Consider the following 19400-nt stretch of genomic DNA (forward strand, 5'->3'; position numbering starts at 1 on the left):
CTTTATGTTTTTTTTACATGAATTTCATATTAACATAATTACTTTATTATTTATACTATAATTATAAACTAAATAAAAAAAGATAAGTAGAATTGATTAATACTTATCTTTTTAGTCATTATTTACTCCTTATTTAATTCTTTTTTTATTTTTAATCTTCATCTTCTACGATTTTCTTTATTAACACCTGCTCTTTTTGGATTACCATCTTCATTTTTACAACATCAATTTTTTGGCTTAAAAAACTTATGATTTTCTATCATACTTTTTACTCCTTATTTTTAATTTCTTTTATTTTATTTTTAAATTGTTTTTTATGAAAATAACACATATTAAAAAATTGAACAGAACTATCTTCAATATTTCCAATTTTTAAAGTAACTAATACTTTACTATTACAATCTTTAACAATACATTTTAATAATACTTTTTCTTCTTTTTGTTTTTGCATTATTTTACTTCCTTATTTAATTTATTTAAATAATTATTTAAATAAATAATAGTTACATCTTTTTTTATTTGTTCATTACTATAAAGTAAATACATATGTAAAAAAGAAGCTCTTTCATCTAATAATTTATTAATTTTTGTTATTTTTTTTAATTTAAAATTCATAAACATTATTTATTCTCCTTATTTAAATAATATCAACCAATTAATAAACTATCTGCTTCATCATGATTTGATATAGTTATATTTCAATTTTGTTGTCTAATTAAACCTCTAACTATATATAATGATTTTTCTTTATTTCATTTTTTATCTTTAAATAAATCATCTTCTTCATATCTTAATTCTTTTAAATATCAATTTTGTCATTGTTTAGGCAATATTCCATGTTTTTCTGGAATATAATATTGATATAATAAACTAAATATATGACCTCTTAATGCTTGCATTTTTTCTGAACTACGAGCATTTAATTTATTATTAAATCCACGTTCTATAACTACATTAAAGTCTTCGACTCAATATCTATATTTAGACCATTTATAATGAGCATCTTCTTCACTTGCTTTTAGAGATAATTGTTCAATAATTTTTTCTATAAAATCATAATGTTGATATTTATTAAAATCATAATTTAAAATTAAAACAGGAATAGCAGAAGTTATTTCACATTCTTTATCAATTAAAACATTACATTCTTCATTTCAAGATTTATTATGTTTACAACAAGGTTTTCATAATGTAAATCCAGTATTTTTTATACTTGGGTCAATTGAAAGTAAATAATTATTCATAATTTAATCTACCACAACTTTCACATTTTATTTCTTCTCTTCATGGACTTGCATTACCTTCATTTTCTAAATCTAAATCACTTGCATATATACTACATATTGCTTTACATTTTAAACATTCAAAATATAATATTTCATCAATTACATCTTCTAATTTAAATTCTTCATGTTTACAATTATTCATTATCAAATTCTCCGTTTTTAATTCTTTTAATTAATTCATCAATACCTTTTATATTTGGGTCTCTATTTGAAGATAATAAAAATTGTTTTCCATTATAAGCATTTGCTCTATTATTAATTAAATATTTAATTAATTTTTCTTTATTCATTATTTATTCTCCTTAATTAGTTCATCAACTATTTTTTCTAAACATTTAAGACATCAATTTTTACTTAAAAATATTCTTTTATTACATGTTCTACATTTATTCATTTTTAAATACCAAATTATCTAATTTATTAATATTTTCTTCTAACTGTTGAAAATTTGTATTATTTTCAATTACATTATTAGTATTTGGATTATCAATATATATTTTTTCATTTTCAGTAATAATTGCTTGGTCACTTTCATATGCAATTTGCATTTCACTACTCATAATTCCCCATTTTCTTAATAATTGAGTTAATACAGTTTTTAATGCCATACTATCAAAATCACTAACAACAAATTCTTTATTTTTGGCATAAGTTTTTGAATATTTTAAAAAATGTTTTTCTATTTGTTCTTTTGACATATATAAAGTTTTTTCAAAACCATTTACTAATTGAAAATATGCTACATAACCAATAATAGGTTGTTTCAATCTTTCTAAATCATCTTGTATTCAATTAAATTCAATTCCCTTAAGTCTATCTACTTTTTTAATTTCTGTTAATCTAACATCACTTACATTAATTTCTTTATATTGTTGACTACGTAATGCTAATTGAATATAACCTTTATATCCCATTTGAAATTGAGCATTATTTACTTTAGTATTACTATCTCAATAAGGTACAATATAACAATAACCAAAATTCTTTTCTAATGGTAAATTCAATAATACTGCTTGATAACAACTATTAATAATAGTATCTGGATATGCTTTATCTAAACCATATTGATTTGAAATTGCTAATACATTACTTTTAAATTTTTGTATTTCTAAATTATTAATAATACCTTTTTGTCTAATAAATTTTTCTACATTACCATTATTAATATTTTTAACTAATAATTCATTTGCCATTTTATTTTAATTCCTTTCATGTTCAAATTGCTTTTTCTCATTCAATTAATAATTCATTTGTTATTTCAACTTTTATTAATTCAATTTCATTTTCTTTAACTCAACATATAAAATGAGTATTTGATAATTCATAATTATTATTTTTTAATAATCAATAATATGCTATTATTTGTAATTTTGATTTTTCTAATAATTCTTTAGTAAAAACTTTATAAGTTTTAAAATCTATTATTATATTTAAATTATTTTCTTTATAAATTAAATCTGGTGTTCCAGCAACAATATCATAATTAAATATTTTTTCACTAATATATTCATTAGTATTAATAAATTTAATTGGTAAATAATCTAATAATGTATAACAATAATTTAAATAATTTTGTGAAAATAAATCTTTAATATAATTTTTAATTTGATTACTTATATTTTTAATATTTATATTTTTAAAATATAATTCTGCTACTTTATGAACACAATTACCACGAATTCTTGCATTATAAATATTAAAACAATATTTACAATTATTACATTTACAATATGAATTACCTAAATAATAATCAAGTATTTTACTTACTGAGATTAATTCTTTTTTATTTAAAAAATATTGATGTGTTTCTTTTTTAAAAATTAAATTATTTTTTTGATTGTTTAATTGCATTTTTAATTAAATTTCTTATAAATTTTGTAATTGTAATATTTTTACTTTTACAAAAATCTTTAATTTCTTGTTTTTCATTTTCAGAAACACGTATTCTAATTCAATTACTTAATAATTTATCTTTTGGAATTTTATTTCTAGGTGCCATATTTATTTATCTCCTTTAACCTTTAAAAATTCTTTTATAATCAATAATTGCTTGTTCTAATTTATTTACATCTTCATATGTAAAATAATCATTATAAGTTTTTAAATCACCATCATCATCAATTGTAATTTCTCAATTTTCATATTTACTATTAAATTCTTCTTGTAATTCTTCAAATTTTTCTATTAATTTTCTTGCATTTTGTAATTCTAATCTATTCATATTTACACTCCTTTAAAATTTTCTAATTGTAATTCATTAATATAATGGTTATATAACCTATCATAGTTATCACTTGTTAAATACATATCTTCTTCAATCATGTCATCAATACATTTATTACAATAATATGTATTTTCTAATTCAGAAAATCATATATATTTTTCATTATGTATATTACATTTCATCATTATCACTCATTAATTTATAAAAACATTTATTACAAGTTCTATTTGCAAATGATGAATTTTTATTACATATATCACATGAACCTTTAATTCTATATTCTCTACATTCCATATTTATTAATCCCTTTCTATAATTTTTAATATTTCTTGTATTTCAATATATTTTTTATTTTTAAGTAATTTTTCATTACATAAATTTTTAATTAATTCTATTTTTTCAACATTAAGTAACATAATTAATGCCTTTCTTAATAAAATTATTTTTTTCTTGTAATTTTTCTCAAAAATTATTTTCAATTGGTAAACTTGCTTTTAATTGTTTTAACTTTAAAAGTAATTTATAACCTTTAATACTTTCTAACTTTTTATTAGTTTTATTTTTTAAATCATATTCATAAATAGTAAAATCAAAACTTCTTTTAATACTTATTCTAATTTCATTTTTTTCTTTACTTCTATGAATAAATCTTTTATCAATTCATACACCAATAACATTAGAATTATTTTCATTTAATAATTTAATAAAACTTGCTTTACTAGTTTCATTAATAATTGCTATTTTTGGCAAGAAAATAGAAGTAAAATTAATTTTTGTTTTTTCTAATAATTCTTGTATTTCTTTTTCTTCTAAATTTTGTTGAAAAATATTATCTTTATCAAAATCTAAAAGTAAATTAGTAATTTCTTCTTTTGATAAATCTTTTTTAATATTTTCTTTAAACATAAAATATAATCCTTTCTTTAATTTAAGTCTTATTTAAAAGAAGTCTTAAAAAGAGAAAAATTCTTTTCTCTTTCTTTTTGAAAAAGAGGGGGTGTGGGGGAGAAAAAACTTTTTCTTTCTCTTTTCTTTAAAAGAACACACTAAAAATTACTATTGGAATATTCCAGCACAATAGCCTAAATAATTTTTTATTTAGTTATGTAATAATTAATTACTTTAATAAAGTGCTGGTTTAATAAAATAATTAATTATAATTGTTGAACAATTAAAAATGAGAGAATTATCTCTCATGTCATTTTTATAAAATATACCAATTTTTTATTCGGCCAAATAAATACTAAAGAAGGATGATTATATCTTTTTGTAATTATTGATTTTTATTCAAATAATGTTGTTAGTTATAATATTGCTCCTAATAAATCATATCAGGATTTAATTCTTCCTGCTCTTGAAAAAATCAACAAACAATTTTCTTGAAATCAAGTAAAAAATGTTATTTTACATTCAGATAACGCCAACGAATTTTATTGTCAGGATATCACAAAATGAGCAGAGGATAAACAAATAATTTTAAGCAAAAAACAACCTTATGATATTGGTGGTAATGTATTATCTGAAAACTGATTTTCTCATTTATCTCAAGAATGACTACCTAAAGGATCAAATCAATATTTATCCATCAATGAAGCTATAAATGATGTAAATCAATATGTTATGTTTTATAATTATGAAAGAATACATTCTAAATTTCTAAAACCACCAATTTTACAAATTAAAATTTAGAATTTTATATCAAAAATGGTCCAGTAATTAAGGGCCAGGGCGTATTTCAAGTCTAGTTATAATTTAATTTTCTTTAAATAAAAGATAAAATAAATTATTAATTGTTATAAATATTATAACCCTAAATAGGGTAAATGTCAAGTCTTATTATAGATTTTATTAACTTTTATAAAATAAAAATTCCTAACTATTTAGGTTTAGATTTATTAAATTTTATAAATTTAAACAAATACTTTTAATTTATTAATTCTTGCTTGTTTTAATTTTAATAAATTAAAAAATGCTTCTTTTGAATAAATTTTTGCATTATTATTAGATATAGATTTTATTAAATGATAAACATCACTTTCAGCACTACAACCAATATTTCAAATAGCATTTTGATTTTCAATACCTTTTTTATTATTTTTAAAATATTCATATATTTTTTCATCAGCATTATTTTCTTTTAAATAATCTAATAATTTATAATAACAACCATTTAAAAATAATTTATAATATGCATAATTTAATTTTTTATTATTTTCTTTTGTTCTTTTACCTTTTCCTACAATAAATACTTGTTTTAATTTTTGTAATGGATGTCATTTATCTACAGCATAATCAATTTTTAAATAATTAGCAGTAGATTTAAGATAAGTAGCACCATCACCAGTTAATTTTAAATTTTCATTAGTATAACCAATAAAAATATTATCTAAATTAGTTATTATAGATTTACCAAATTCTTTTTTAGTAATTCTTTGACCTTTTCTAGTTGACAAAACAAAAATATATTTATTTTCTAAAACATGTCTATTATCAGTAGATTTATTTAAATCAAAACCTGTACTTATACTTACTGTTCTATGTCTAAATTTTCTTTTTTTATTATTATCAATTAAATTATTATATGATTCATCTGATTGAATATAAATATAATCAGTTGGTAATATTTTTATTTTTTCTTGTGGTAATTCTTGAACAAATATATTAGTTTTTTTTACTCTTCTACAAATAGTTGATAATGATATACTTATTTTTAAATTATGTTTAATTATAGGATATGTAATATTATTTAAATCTGCTTCATAAATTATTGATTTTGTTACTTGATTAGTAAATTTTTTATTTTTATCAATATTAATATATGTATCTAATGGATATAAATATTCACCAGTAATTTTATGTTGATATACTTTTCTATAAAAATCTTTTACTATTCCATACATTGATGTAAAAGTTCTTTTAGCAGTTTTAACATATTTATATTTATTTTTATCATATTCATTTTTATGTCAATATTTATCATAATTAATTAAATTATTTTTATAATCTAATAACATTTGTTTTTCATGATTAATTTTAAACTGATTATGAGGAAATTGTTCAGGAAGTAAAATCATAATATTATTCCTTTCTAAATACATAATTTTCAGTATAACAATTATTAATTGTTCAGTGTTGTAATATACTTTGCTTAAAATGTTATAATTAGTATATAAATATTGAATATAGGTGATATAATATGCCAGAAAAAGAAAAAAAATATGGTGAAAAATTAAGTGTTAATTATAAAACTCAAATTGATAATTATTTAAGAACTAAAAAGGTTATATTAACTCCACAAGGATTAAATAATGCACTTGGAATTGATAGAAAATTTGTTTATGATTGCCGACGTAGAAGCAATCCATGACGTAAAAAATTTATTAAAGATTATGATAATGCAAGAGCGATAATTTCAACTCATATGTTAGAAAAATCATTAGTAAAACCAGAAATAATTTATAAACATTGACAAGTTAGTTATCCGAATGAATATGATATTAATGAAGAAGATAATAACTCAAAAAGTAATATAATTATTAATATTTGTGAACCTAGAAAAATAGAAAATAATGATTAAAAACCTATAATAAATATAGGTTTTTTTCTTTATTTTAAAGGATAAAAATGATATAATTTAATAAAGTGAATATGTTAAATTAACATATATAAAAGTGACCTATTAACCAAGTGAATTATTAAAAATTAATAAAGGGAGATTAAAAGTATGAGTGATTTTACTTTTGATGAAAAAGAGAATTATAGTTTAGATGATGTTAAAAATTTACTAAAACAACATAGAAATGTAGTATATGCTGAAAGTAAAAAAGATATTGAACCTAAATTAAGTGAATATGAAACTAAAATAAAAGAATATGAAAATAAAATTAATAGTTTTGAAGAGCAACAATTATTTTCAAATATTAAAGATACTAAAAAAGTAAATTTAATTAAAAATTTAATGAATACTGATAATTATAAATCTTTATCTAAACAAGAAGCATTTAATAAAATAAATGAAGATTATAAAGATTTTTTAATTGATAAATCAGAACCTATTAAACAAGAAAATAAACAACAAGATAATTCAATTAATCCTACTGATTTAATTTTAAAATTACATAATAATTCATTAGACCATTTTAAAATTGCTCAAGATTTAAAAAATAAAGCAACAACACAAGGAATGACTAATCAAAAAGAATTAGAAGATTTAGTTGAAATTACTAGAAATGAAGTTTTTCAATCTATTAGTAAATAGAAAGAAGTTTTATTATGGGAGCTATAAAAATACCTGAAGCATTTTTTATTAAAGGTAATAATCCTACTGAAAATGCTATTTTAAGTGTACTTGAAGCACAAGTACGTGGTGAATTAACAAGTGAAAAATCAACAATGTTTATGCGTGGAACTTGTAGTGCTACTCAAATTGGTGAAATGGCTGGAGTTGCTATAGCAATTTATAGAGCTACAGTTCGTGTATTATGAGGATCAACATGAGATTGAAAAAATGGTACTAAAAGACAAAAAGGTGATGTTTATACAACTAAATTAGAAATTAATAAATATTTAACAATTGATTTTGAAATTCCAGAATTTGATATTGAAAGATTTATGAAATCACCAAAAGATATTGCAGTACAAATTGTTTCAAATTGAACAGCTTCATTTATGAGAAATTTAGGTGAAAATTTAGAATTAATATTTTTAAATGGTATTCAAGATTATGCTATTGCTAAATCATTAGTCTTACCTTTAGATTTAATTAATATGAATGCAGAACAAGCAAAAGAAGCTTATTATAAAATTTGAGCAAGAAATAATAAATTAATTAAATTAGTTAATTATATTACTGTAGGAACTAATAGAGAAGATTTAATGGGAGCAACTGGAATTGATAGTAATTTAGGTTTATCAAAAGCATTTACTGTTTTAAATTATAGTCAAATTTCAGCAGATACATTAGCATATGGTAGAAGATATACAAGTTTAATTGCTGGTATGGAATTTTGAGAAAGTTTTTATTTAGAACAAGAATTTATTCATGATACTGAAAAAGCAATGCATTTAGAAAAAGATTATAGTTTAAAAAATACACATGGTTTTGTAGTTAATAGATATATGTGAGGTATGCCAATTTCATTTACTAAAATAAGACAAAAATTAGATAATGATACAGATAATATTAAAATTATTGGTAAATGTTTATTTGCATTACCTAGTGCTATTAGACCAAATTTAATGTATTTAATTAGACCAACTATGCCTACAATTGAAGAAATAAAAGAAGCAAGAGCAAAAGATTTTTTAACTAATCCTAAAAATGAAAATGCAACTTATCAATCAACTTTATATGATGATATTAATAAATTAAATTTAGAAGATGTTATTTATTATAGAAATTTAGGAAAAATTACTATGGCTGGTGATAAACCTACTAATGATGAATTAGAAAATGCAATAATAAATGCTGGTAATAATGGTTATGAAAAAGGTAAAGCAAAATTTGATATTAAATCAACAAGTGCAACTATGACTGGTAATAATAGTGATTATTATGGAGTAGTAAATTTAGAATTTACTAAAAAATAATTATGGAATATATTTATAAATATTTTAATGAAAAAGCACATATTATTATTTATTCACCAAAACCAGAAGATTTAACTACTAGTAATGATATTAGAGCAATTTTATTAGATGAATATCCTAAATTAAGAAATGATTATTTTATAGTAAGTGATGTACATAATAATTTTGCAATATGTGTTGGTAATAATATAAATTGTCAAGGAACAGTTAGAATTCAAATTAAAAAAACTAATCAATTATCAAAAGGAGAAAATAAATATGCCACAACAACATTCTGAGACTACACAATTGAGTAACTATACTTTAACTAAATTAATAAGAACTGGTATAAGTCCAATTTGTGCAATGATAGGTACAAGTGCTTATTATGGTCAAGTAATAGATAGTCCATTATTAGGTTCAATTAATAGTTTATTATTTGGTAAAAAATTAGGTTTAGATATTTGAAATTTAAATCAAAGACCAAATACTAAAACTAAATTAATTAATAGTTCTAAAAAAATCTTATTAGGATTAGGAACAATTGGATTAGCAAATTATAGTAAGTTTACTAATTCTTCCATTAATCCTAATCCAACTGAAAGTCCAATAACAACTACTACTATTGACCCATTTCCACCAGATTTATTATTTAGTAATCCAAATACTACTGATAATCATTTAATGGATTGAGATACATATATTAGTTTAAATGCTTATGGTATATCAAATCTTATTAATGGAATTCTAGAATTAATACCTAATAAATTTGAAACAATAAGAAAGATTTGTAATATGGCTACTGGTGGATGTTTAATTTCAAGTGGTGTTGCAATGGGTATTAATAATGATTTTAATAATGCTTATGCAGTACCTACTATTATTGCTGGTGCAAGTGAAATAATCCATAATTTACTACCTATGGAAACTACAAATCATATTCAAGAAATGCAAGAAACATCATTTAATGATGAAACTGCAAGATTAATAAATGATAATAGATTTACTATTAATAGTGAAACAACTAGTCAATATGGTAGTGATAATATGAGTGAAGTACCATTAAATCATGATAATGTTTCATTAAATTGAGATTATAATCACATGAGTTTATAATGTTACCTTTAATTATTGAATGAATATATTATGCATTAGCAAGTAATGATATTAAATTAGCATTAATAAATGCTTTAAAAACTTATTATAAAAATCAATCATTAAAAGCAGTATTTGATAGTGAAAATATTAGTGAAAAAGAAATACATCAACCATATAGTGTTTTTAATCCAAATATACTTAAAAAATTAACAAGTATATTAAAACCAAGTGAATTATCTATATTACAAAATGAAATTAATAAATTTAAAAATCCAATAAATAGTTTTAAAAATTATATTATGCCAACAGAAATTAGAACAGTTAAAAATTATGTTAATAAATTTAATAATTTATTTAAAGAAAATGAAGAAGAAATACCAAATAATGCATGAGAAGTATTATCAAGTTCATGATTTAAAAAAGGAAGATTTATTGTTGATAATAAAAATTTAAAAATTGGAACTTTAACAACATTATTTCAAAGTGATAATGATAAAAGACAAATATGATATGGTCCATATACTTATCCAACATTTCCACAAGAAATATGAATATTAATGACACAAGCAAAAGGTAAAAATGGTTCTGGTGCTGGAACAATATTTTGAAAATTTTGAAATAGAAAATGATTACCAAGTCAATTAAGAAAATATGTTAAAAGTGAATTATCAAAAAAAGGTAAATATTATGGTTCACAAGATACTAGTGTAATTTATCCAAATAATATTAATGTTCAAAAAACTATGCATTTTATTAATAGATTAGAAAAAGGTTTTTTTAAATTAAAAGAATATAAAAATTTATCTAAAAATGAAATTGGAAGTACACAATGAAGATATGAAAGAAAACAATTATTAAAAAATTCTTTACATACAAGAAAATATATAAAAATTAAAAGAAATTCTAATTTTTATAAAACATGAAAGTAGGTGGTTAAATGGAAATTCAAAAACCAGAGTGAAAAACAAGTTATTTAATTCCTTTTACTCGTGGTAGAAGAGATTATATTAAAGATAGAAAAATATATGATTTTAGTTTATTAAATGATATTCAAAAATTAAGAAAAAAACAATTAGATTCAATTAATTTATTATCATTTATATTAATATCTTTAATTATTACTTTATGAAGTACATTACCACAAATAATAATATTACCTAAATGATTATCATTTACAAAATTAGGTATGGAACATGTAGATTGAAAACATAATTGAGGTAATGCAATATGATTAACAATTGTACCTAGTATTGGTGGATTTGGTTTACATCATTTACCAAATAAAGCACCATCAAGAATTAAATTTATATTAAATTTAATAATTAAAATAATACCAATTTTAATATTAATTATTATTTGATATTTACCAAAAATAGAAAAAGAAATAAGAAAAATAAAAAAAGAAAAGGTGGAATAAAAAATGAATTTATCTACAACAGTAATATCAGCAGTATTAAGTGGAGCAGTTGCTAGTGGAGTAATTGTAACTATTGTTTTATTATTTTTATCAAAATTTATTAAAAAATCAAAACAATCAAATTTAGCAAAAGAATTAAAAAATAATAAAGAATTAGAATTTATTAAAGCAAATATTAAACAAATAAATTCTCAATTACAATTAGAAACTACATCAATTGCTAAATCTTTAGATAGTTTTAATAATGATGAAGAAAAGCAAGAAGTATTTAAAAATACTATTATTAGTCAAAGAGCTTCTAAAAAAGAATTATCAGAAAAAGATAAGAAAAAAGTAACTAAATTTAAAATTTAAAGGGTTTAAATACCCTTTATTTTACATTAAGGAGTAAATTATTATGGCTATTAAAGAACCATTAATGTTTATAACAATTGAAGAATTTAAAAATTGAAAAGGTTTTAATAAATTAGAATTTGATGATACTACAACACCAGATAATGAAATTTGATTTGCTATTTCAGTTGCAAGTAATAATATTGATTATTTAAGTGGACATTCTATTTCAAAAAAATGACCAGAAACTACATTAACAGAATTTACTGATGAAATACAAACTGCAACTGCATATTATGTTAGATTTTTATTAACAAAAGATAGTAATTATATTCGTGGTCAATCAAGTATTAGTCAAGGTGGTATGACTTATAGTGAAACTAATCCTACTGACCCTTATTTTATTGTTCCAGAAGTATTTAATTGTTTAAGAAAAATTAAAGAATATCCAAATATTACTGGTTTTAATTTAGATGTTTTACCTAAAAGAAATGATTTTTTTAGTAATTTTTATAGTAATTATGGTGAAGATAGTCCTTTTACAAGATATTTAGAATTAATAAATTTAAAAACAAATGATACAAGAGTAAAAATATATCCTAAAAATCCTAAATATTTAATTGGAACTCAATTATGAATTGATACTACTGGTATTAAATCATTTGATAATTTAACAACAATTGAATTATTTACTAAATATTTTAGTAATGATACTATGAAATTAGTTGATGGTAAAGAAGGTCAAGAAAAGAAAGTTATTAGTGCTACTGGTGGTAAAATAGATTTATCTGATTATTATAAAAAATCTGTTTTTATGAAAGGATATTTTACATATAAAGATGATAGAGACCAATTATGAATAAATGATGTTTCAAATAGTTCTCTTGCTATTTCATTATTACTTAATAATAGATATGATAGATTAGAAACTACTAATAAAACTATTGTTGGTGCTATTAATGAAATAAATAAAAAACAAGTTAAAGAAAATTGAAAAGTAATAGGTAAAAGTATAAATAATCGTAAATATGGTGATTTTAATCTTGCTTTTAATACTCTTTATAGAGTAATTATTACATGGGAATCTCCACCATTTCATCAAGTAAATACAAGAATAACAGTAGAATTTAAAACAGGTAATTATTTAGGTGGAATACATGGAAGTAAAATATTTCTTACAAAAGGTTTAATTAATAATGAAAAAGGTATTTTATATTTACAATTATTAGATATTAATAAATGACAATTAATTTTAGAAGGTGGAAATGAAAAATATGCAAATATTTTTTCATTAGAAGAATTACAAAATACAGTTAAAGTAGATATTATTCAACCTATAAAAATTACAAGTCATACTTTAAAAATAAATGAATTAAAAAATAATGAGATTAATATTGAATTACCAAATACTCCAACACCAACTCCAAATATTCCACAATGAAAAGAAGTAGGAACAAAAGTTAATATAAATCATATTAAATATACTTTTAAATCAAATACTAAATATAAAATTTATTATAATTTTGAAAGTCAATCAAGTAATAAGAAATTTGCTTTTATGTCTAAAGAATTTTTATACGGTGAATTGAATACTGATGTTCAAACATTATATTGAGATAAAGTTAATGATAGAATAATAATTTCTTTACAAATGCAAAATGATACCATTGCTATTGTTAGTGACCCTACAAGATATGGTCAACTTTTAAAATTAGAAGAATTACAGGAATAATATTATGAATAAAGAATTTACTTATTTACATGAAATTAGTTATTGATTATTAAATAAAAGTGATTTTACTCATAGTGAATATAATTTAAGTGGAAGTCGTTATTCAAGTAAAACATATAGTATTGCAGAAGAATTAGCAATATTAATTGCTATTTCAATTAAAGTTAATAAATCAATTGCTATATATTGTTTTAGAAAATTAAATAAAGATATTAATGAATTAACAAAAGAAATTGATGAAGCATTAATTAATATTGGTTTTGATTATAAAGATTTTACTTTAAAATATCCAAATAAACAAGCAGATTTTCGTTTTAAAGGTAGTAAATCATTTATTAGAGTTATGGGTGTATATAGTAATAGTAATGATAGAATACCACTTAAAGGGCTTTCTAGAAGTGAAATAAAAGGTTTTGATTTAGCAATTGAATGATGTGAAGAAGCAAATGAATTTAGTCAAGCAGAATTTCAAGCAATTACTTTTGCATTAGGTAATGCTAAAAAAACTATTAAAATAAGAAGTTGTAATCCAGATAATATTTATCAATATTTTATTGAATATATGAATAAACGTGTACCTTTTAATTTAGATTTAATGAAAGAAAATAATGAACAAATTAAATCAATAGAAGAAAATCAAATGTTTAAATTATTTCATTATTCAAATTGAAAATTAAATGAACATAATTTAAAACAAGATAAAATTAATGATTTAGAAGAATTAAAAGAATTAGACCCTATTAAAGCACAAAGTTGATATTATGGTGTACCTAGTGTTTTAACTGGTTCTATATTTGCAAGATATTTAGATAAACTTAAAACTGAATTAGATTTTAATGTTAATGAAATAGTTGGTGGTTTAGATTTAGGTTTTGCTACAAGTTCACAAGCACATCCTACTGTTGCTGTTTTATGTTTTATTGGTGAAAATGAAAAAACTAGAAGAATACATCAAGAAAGTGAATTTTATCATAGTAATGCAATAATGCAATTTAAAAATACATATGAATTAGCAAATAATATTATTGATTATTATTTAGATGAAAGTATTAAATTTCAAGCAATGAAATTTGGTTTTACTTGTTATGTTGATTATGGTAGTGGTGGATTAGCAGTTATTGATATTTTAAAAAAAGAAGTAGAAAAAAGACGAATTAATTGATTACATTTTACTCCAGTAGATAAAACTACAATGTATTTAAGAGATAGAATTGATTGAGATACTATTTGTATGATTAAAGGTATATTAAGTATTAATTGAAAAAGATGTCCTAATACACATGAAGAATTATCAAAAATGCAATGATTAGCAAAATCTAAATTAGAAAATTCAAATAATGAACCACAAATGCTTGATTTATATGATAATTGTTGAGACGCAAGAATGTATGCTTCAATGCATAAAATGAAATGATTAATTAATAATATTAATAATGAATTATTAATTAATAAAAATAAATTTTAGGAGTGATAAAAATGAATAATCCATTAGAATATCTTTCTTGTAATAGAAGAGAATGATATAGTGATATTCCTATGAGAATTGCTCAAAAATCAACTAAATTATGATTAGGTAAAGGTTTATTATTTGATAGTGAAAAAGATGAAATTTTAAAATATTTTACTAATAAAATTATTAGTGATAAATGATTTGAAAAATTATATAAATTTGGAATTCAAGAAAGTTTACTTGGAAAAGTATATATAATGCCTATTATTTATAAAGATAATAGTACAAGTTTAAAAGTATTACCTAATTCATTTGCTGGTAGAGTTGCTAAATATAATGAAGAAGAACAATGTGCAGAATTCTTTTTTATAAATGAACAAGCAGATAGTGCAACATTAACTTGAGTAATTGCTGAAAATGGAAAAATAAGATTTGAAACTTATAAAAATGATAATAAAAATGAAAAAGAAATTATTTTAGGAACAGCACATACAAAATTAAAACCAGAATTAACACCAAAATATAGTTATGAAATTAAAAATCCTTGAAATTATTTACCAATATTAGAAATAACAAATTTACCAATGGTTAATTTTTATGGTAATTCAACAACTTTAAATGCATATCCAGATACTTATCCAGTTTGAAATTTAATTGAATATTATCATAAATCTTATACTCAAAGAAATGTTGATAGAGATTTAAATGTTACAACTTTATTTGGTGCATTTGATAATGAAACTGTTAAAAATATGATTGAACATGGAAAAATTATTGATAATCCTAAAAAAAATATTGTAGTTAATGTTGGTACTGCTGGCTATAATAAATCTGGTGCTGGTGGTATGGAAGTTATACAAGGTAATTTTAAAGCAAGTAATTATATTTTAGATAAAGATGATTTAGGTAAAGATATATGAAATGGTGCAGGTTATGATTATAATGAATTTTCTGGTGTAAATTATGAAAATAAAACTAAATCATTATTTAATAATAAAAATGATATGGAAACTACAGAAACTAAAATAAGTCATTATTCATATTATTTTTATAGATTTTTTGATATGTTATTAATTCATGAAAAATTATGAGATGGTATTGGAGATAGACCTTATTCATTTAAATTTTTACCTATTGCTATGACTGACCAATTATTAAAACAAGAAATGATTAGTCAAAGATTAGCAGATAGAACAATGTCATATACACAAGCTATTGCTGAATTAGATGAAGTAACAAAACAACAAGCAAAAAAACATTATAAAGAAATAATAGAAGAAGATAAAGAAGAAATAAAATTATTAGGAGATAATCAAAATGATACATCAACAAATTCAATTAATGAAACATCTACATCTTCAATTAAAAAGACAACAATTGCTAATTAAAAGATGTAGTTTTTGAAAAATATTTCCATTTGTTATTAATAATGGAGCAATTCCTTTAACTGAAACTGGTTATAAACCAATTAATAGTAAAATTAGTGATTTTGGTCAATATGAATTAATATTAACTGGTACTACTCCAGTTGTATGTATTTGAAAAAATAGTACAAAAATATATCAAAAAAATAAAGGTAAAATTAATGAAGAAATACATAAAGTTAATGGTCAAGATGAATTTTATACAAAACAATATAAAATTGGAGATTATTGAAATGCTTATTTAATTGATGATACAAGTGGTGTTGATTTTAGTAATTTACCAAATAATCAAATATTTAAAACAGTACAAACAAAAAGACAATATACTTTAGTAATGTTTGAAGAACATATTACAATTGATGATTATTTACAATTTTTTGTAGTATTTAATGATGAAAATGAAAATATTGGTGGTAATAGTGGTAAAAATCAAGATAGACAATTATTATATATTTCAAATGTAACAAATTATTATAGTCCTTATAATGGTGCATTTAGTATGCAAGTATTAACTTTTAGTAGTTTAAATGATAGAGTAGTAAGTACTGGTCAAAATACACTTGATTTTGTACAATATGCAAGCCCGGGTAGTGGTTATGCTTTCCCTACTATTCAACAAGGAAAAGTAACTTTAAATCGTACTTTAATGCGTGATATAGGAGTAAGATATAGTCATAGACAATCATATGGATTAGAATTACTTTCTAGTTGTTATTATTATGGAAGACCAATAATTCAAGGTCAAGAACCAATACAACAAAATAATGAAGAAATATTTGAAAGTAAAGTATTTGCTTCAAGAAGATTATTTATTGCTGGTAATAATGAAAAATCTACAACTAATATTAAAAATAATGGTGGTTTAATTGCTGGAATAAATGATAAAATAACTACAAGTAGTCATCCAGAAACAACATTTTATAATATAATGGACGCAAAACCAACTGGATTTACTAATTTTAAAAATTTTACAGAATGATTAAAAACTTCATTAAATTTTCAAGATAATTTATTTGTAACAAAAGATTTTAAAGGTATGTTATCATTTGATAAAGATAAAGCAAGATTAAGTAATGGTACATCAGTAGGAGAAGCAAAATTCTTTTGAGATAGTGAATGAAATATAAATAATTTAACTGGTAATTATAATGTAGATATGAGTAGTAATTTTAAATATAAAGACCCAGATACACATTTAATTATAGGAAGTCCAACTGTAGATTATTCAAAAATAAGTCAAAAATATATGTCTGCAATATTAAATTTTAATAGTGTAGTATTTAGTTCATTAATACAAATGCCTTATGATAGTCAACAATGATTACCTTTTGCTTTAAGTGATATTCCTTTAATTGGTAAATTATTAAATGCTTTAACATTAGGTATATGAAGTAGTTGAGTTATTACTCAAAATGCTCAACAATATAAAAAAATGTTATATTTTAATGGTTTTATGAGTGCATTTTTTACAAGTAATTTAGAAAGTATTATTGGTAATGGTGGTTTAATTCCATTAAATGCATTTACAAATGATAATGATTTTACTATTGGTAAATTATTAGGTGCAAATGTTTCAACAACTGCTATGACAATGAAATTAAGTGATAGAGTAAGTGTTTATCCATGAGACCCTACTACTGGTCAGAAATTAACTACAAAAGAACAAATAAGTACAGTTGATTTATCACAAAAGAAAAATAATAAAGTTTATATTTTAGCAGAAGATACAGAGTTTTTAGATATTGCTTCACCATTTACAAATGAAGATACTAATTGTCAATGAAATCCAACATCAAATGGAGTTATTGATGGTTCAAATTATGCTTATATTATTGATACAATTGTAACTCAATCATTACATCAAGGTGAAGAAAGACATACATTTTATAGTGATAATCCTTTTACTTATCAAGGTGATTATAATGAAATATCAGTTGCTCAGTTTAGATATAATAATATGGGTTATTTAACTGGTAATGCTTTTAATTGAACAACTTTATATAAATTAAATCATGATGAATATGAAGAAAGTGAAGAAACTACATTTTCATATCCAGCAAAAATATTACCACCAAGTCCACAAAATATAGCAAAACAAATTGTAATAATTCCAAAAAATCCAAGTATAGAAGTTAATATACCCCAAACACATATATTTAATCATACAAAAGATAAATTAATATGAGATTATAATAAATGAGTAGAAAATGTAGTATCTAAAATTAAACCATTAGAAGTAAATATTAATTTTAAAGATTATTTAGACCCTACATTATTAATTAAAACTTTTAATGATTTAAAAAGATATTATAAAAGTGTAGATGTATATTTAAGTTATGAATATGAAACAGAAGAATGATTTAATCTTGAATTAAGTAGTTGTTCTACAACAGAAAACTTTAATCCATCTAAATCTCAAACTTTTGTTTTTTCAAGAGAATTAAAAGAATTATCAATATACAATAAACCATTAAAGTTAAAATATTATGAAGATAATAAAATAACATATCAAGGATATCATCAAGGATTATATGCTGGATACTGAGGTAATGGTAAGATAGGATTAGAAATTGATAGAAACGAATATAATTTATATAGTATTGAAAATACTTATATGCAATCTAAAATTGATGACTATATTGTTGCACAAAGTATGGAAAATAAAAAAGATACAATGTTAGGATTTTGTGATTTTTATGATAAAGAATTTAATTTAATTGTTCAATTATTTCCAAATATCATGCAATTAGAACTTGCACTTTTTAGTGAAAAAGATATTGTAAGACCAATAACACAATATATAAGATATTATAAATACTATAAATTAACTATTTCAAAAATAGTATTTAATCCTAGATAATATGCTAT

Annotated in this window: 26 protein-coding genes; 12 read left to right on the forward strand and 14 right to left on the reverse strand. The window is 21.1% G+C overall.

Going from position 1 to position 19400, the window contains the following annotated elements:
- Nucleotides 1-122: 122 nt before the first annotated feature.
- The 14 genes from AAHM89_RS05795 to AAHM89_RS05860 all read right to left on the reverse strand — a co-directional run bounded on the left by AAHM89_RS05795 (nt 123) and on the right by AAHM89_RS05860 (nt 6608).
- Nucleotides 123-263 (reverse strand): hypothetical protein, encoded by a 141-nt coding sequence (locus tag AAHM89_RS05795; protein WP_338978652.1) that lies wholly within the window; start codon nt 261-263, stop codon nt 123-125.
- 5 nt (nt 264-268) lie between these two features.
- Entirely contained in the window at nt 269-451 is a 183-nt protein-coding gene (locus AAHM89_RS05800) for a hypothetical protein (RefSeq protein WP_342267233.1), read from the reverse strand.
- Nucleotides 451-621 (reverse strand): hypothetical protein, encoded by a 171-nt coding sequence (locus tag AAHM89_RS05805; RefSeq protein WP_342265961.1) that lies wholly within the window; start codon nt 619-621, stop codon nt 451-453. The genes AAHM89_RS05800 and AAHM89_RS05805 overlap by 1 nt, the downstream gene beginning before the upstream one ends.
- Nucleotides 621-1244: a hypothetical protein gene (locus AAHM89_RS05810; protein WP_342267234.1), complete on the reverse strand. Its 624-nt coding sequence runs from the start codon at nt 1242-1244 to the stop codon at nt 621-623. Before AAHM89_RS05810 ends, AAHM89_RS05805 begins: the two co-directional genes overlap by 1 nt.
- Nucleotides 1237-1428, reverse strand: coding sequence for a hypothetical protein (locus AAHM89_RS05815; protein ID WP_342266798.1), 192 nt, complete (start codon nt 1426-1428; stop codon nt 1237-1239). The genes AAHM89_RS05810 and AAHM89_RS05815 overlap by 8 nt, the downstream gene beginning before the upstream one ends.
- Complete coding sequence (locus tag AAHM89_RS05820) at nt 1421-1576, reverse strand: hypothetical protein (protein ID WP_342266799.1); 156 nt, start codon at nt 1574-1576, stop codon at nt 1421-1423. Before AAHM89_RS05820 ends, AAHM89_RS05815 begins: the two co-directional genes overlap by 8 nt.
- Before the next feature lie 96 nt (nt 1577-1672).
- Nucleotides 1673-2479, reverse strand: coding sequence for a recombinase RecT (locus tag AAHM89_RS05825; protein ID WP_342267235.1), 807 nt, complete (start codon nt 2477-2479; stop codon nt 1673-1675).
- Between the two features lies 1 nt (nt 2480).
- A complete protein-coding gene (locus AAHM89_RS05830) occupies nt 2481-3137 on the reverse strand; it encodes a PD-(D/E)XK nuclease family protein (protein WP_342267236.1) in 657 nt (218 codons plus the stop codon).
- Nucleotides 3112-3285: a hypothetical protein gene (locus AAHM89_RS05835; protein ID WP_342267237.1), complete on the reverse strand. Its 174-nt coding sequence runs from the start codon at nt 3283-3285 to the stop codon at nt 3112-3114. Before AAHM89_RS05835 ends, AAHM89_RS05830 begins: the two co-directional genes overlap by 26 nt.
- Nucleotides 3286-3300: 15 nt before the next feature.
- Nucleotides 3301-3507: a hypothetical protein gene (locus tag AAHM89_RS05840; protein ID WP_174480510.1), complete on the reverse strand. Its 207-nt coding sequence runs from the start codon at nt 3505-3507 to the stop codon at nt 3301-3303.
- Between the two features lie 2 nt (nt 3508-3509).
- Nucleotides 3510-3695, reverse strand: coding sequence for a hypothetical protein (locus tag AAHM89_RS05845; protein WP_342267112.1), 186 nt, complete (start codon nt 3693-3695; stop codon nt 3510-3512).
- Nucleotides 3682-3804, reverse strand: coding sequence for a hypothetical protein (locus AAHM89_RS05850; protein WP_342267111.1), 123 nt, complete (start codon nt 3802-3804; stop codon nt 3682-3684). Before AAHM89_RS05850 ends, AAHM89_RS05845 begins: the two co-directional genes overlap by 14 nt.
- A gap of 111 nt (nt 3805-3915) precedes the next feature.
- Complete coding sequence (locus AAHM89_RS05855) at nt 3916-4416, reverse strand: hypothetical protein (protein ID WP_342267110.1); 501 nt, start codon at nt 4414-4416, stop codon at nt 3916-3918.
- 1004 nt (nt 4417-5420) lie between these two features.
- A complete protein-coding gene (locus AAHM89_RS05860; protein WP_342266047.1) occupies nt 5421-6608 on the reverse strand; it encodes an Mbov_0401 family ICE element transposase-like protein in 1188 nt (395 codons plus the stop codon).
- A 98-nt stretch (nt 6609-6706) separates the two neighbouring features.
- Here AAHM89_RS05860 and AAHM89_RS05865 point away from each other — a divergent pair, with 98 nt between their 5' ends.
- The 12 genes from AAHM89_RS05865 (at nt 6707) to AAHM89_RS05920 (ending at nt 19392) form a co-directional block, all read left to right on the forward strand.
- Entirely contained in the window at nt 6707-7087 is a 381-nt protein-coding gene (locus AAHM89_RS05865) for a hypothetical protein (RefSeq protein WP_342266046.1), read from the forward strand.
- Nucleotides 7088-7234: 147 nt separating this feature from the next.
- On the forward strand, nt 7235-7768 hold the full coding sequence (locus AAHM89_RS05870; protein ID WP_342265976.1) for a hypothetical protein: 534 nt from the start codon (nt 7235-7237) through the stop codon (nt 7766-7768).
- A 14-nt stretch (nt 7769-7782) separates the two neighbouring features.
- Nucleotides 7783-9099 (forward strand): hypothetical protein, encoded by a 1317-nt coding sequence (locus AAHM89_RS05875; protein ID WP_342266045.1) that lies wholly within the window; start codon nt 7783-7785, stop codon nt 9097-9099.
- 2 nt (nt 9100-9101) lie between these two features.
- Entirely contained in the window at nt 9102-9395 is a 294-nt protein-coding gene (locus AAHM89_RS05880) for a hypothetical protein (RefSeq protein ID WP_342267238.1), read from the forward strand.
- A complete protein-coding gene (locus tag AAHM89_RS05885) occupies nt 9358-10194 on the forward strand; it encodes a hypothetical protein (protein WP_342265972.1) in 837 nt (278 codons plus the stop codon). Before AAHM89_RS05880 ends, AAHM89_RS05885 begins: the two co-directional genes overlap by 38 nt.
- Complete coding sequence (locus tag AAHM89_RS05890; protein WP_342265971.1) at nt 10194-11105, forward strand: hypothetical protein; 912 nt, start codon at nt 10194-10196, stop codon at nt 11103-11105. The genes AAHM89_RS05885 and AAHM89_RS05890 overlap by 1 nt, the downstream gene beginning before the upstream one ends.
- A gap of 8 nt (nt 11106-11113) precedes the next feature.
- A complete protein-coding gene (locus AAHM89_RS05895) occupies nt 11114-11593 on the forward strand; it encodes a hypothetical protein (RefSeq protein WP_342265970.1) in 480 nt (159 codons plus the stop codon).
- Between the two features lie 3 nt (nt 11594-11596).
- Nucleotides 11597-11947 (forward strand): hypothetical protein, encoded by a 351-nt coding sequence (locus AAHM89_RS05900; protein ID WP_342265969.1) that lies wholly within the window; start codon nt 11597-11599, stop codon nt 11945-11947.
- A gap of 43 nt (nt 11948-11990) precedes the next feature.
- The gene (locus tag AAHM89_RS05905; RefSeq protein ID WP_342265968.1) at nt 11991-13658 is read left to right on the forward strand and encodes a hypothetical protein; all 1668 of its coding nucleotides are present in this window, start codon (nt 11991-11993) and stop codon (nt 13656-13658) included.
- A gap of 4 nt (nt 13659-13662) precedes the next feature.
- Entirely contained in the window at nt 13663-15123 is a 1461-nt protein-coding gene (locus AAHM89_RS05910) for a phage terminase large subunit (protein ID WP_342265967.1), read from the forward strand.
- An 11-nt stretch (nt 15124-15134) separates the two neighbouring features.
- On the forward strand, nt 15135-16496 hold the full coding sequence (locus tag AAHM89_RS05915; protein ID WP_342265966.1) for a hypothetical protein: 1362 nt from the start codon (nt 15135-15137) through the stop codon (nt 16494-16496).
- A complete protein-coding gene (locus AAHM89_RS05920) occupies nt 16426-19392 on the forward strand; it encodes a hypothetical protein (RefSeq protein ID WP_342267239.1) in 2967 nt (988 codons plus the stop codon). Before AAHM89_RS05915 ends, AAHM89_RS05920 begins: the two co-directional genes overlap by 71 nt.
- Nucleotides 19393-19400 lie beyond the last annotated feature (8 nt).

The sequence above is a fragment of the Spiroplasma endosymbiont of Villa modesta genome (assembly GCF_964030925.1).
Taxonomy (GTDB): domain Bacteria; phylum Bacillota_I; class Bacilli_A; order Mycoplasmatales; family VBWQ01; genus Spiroplasma_E.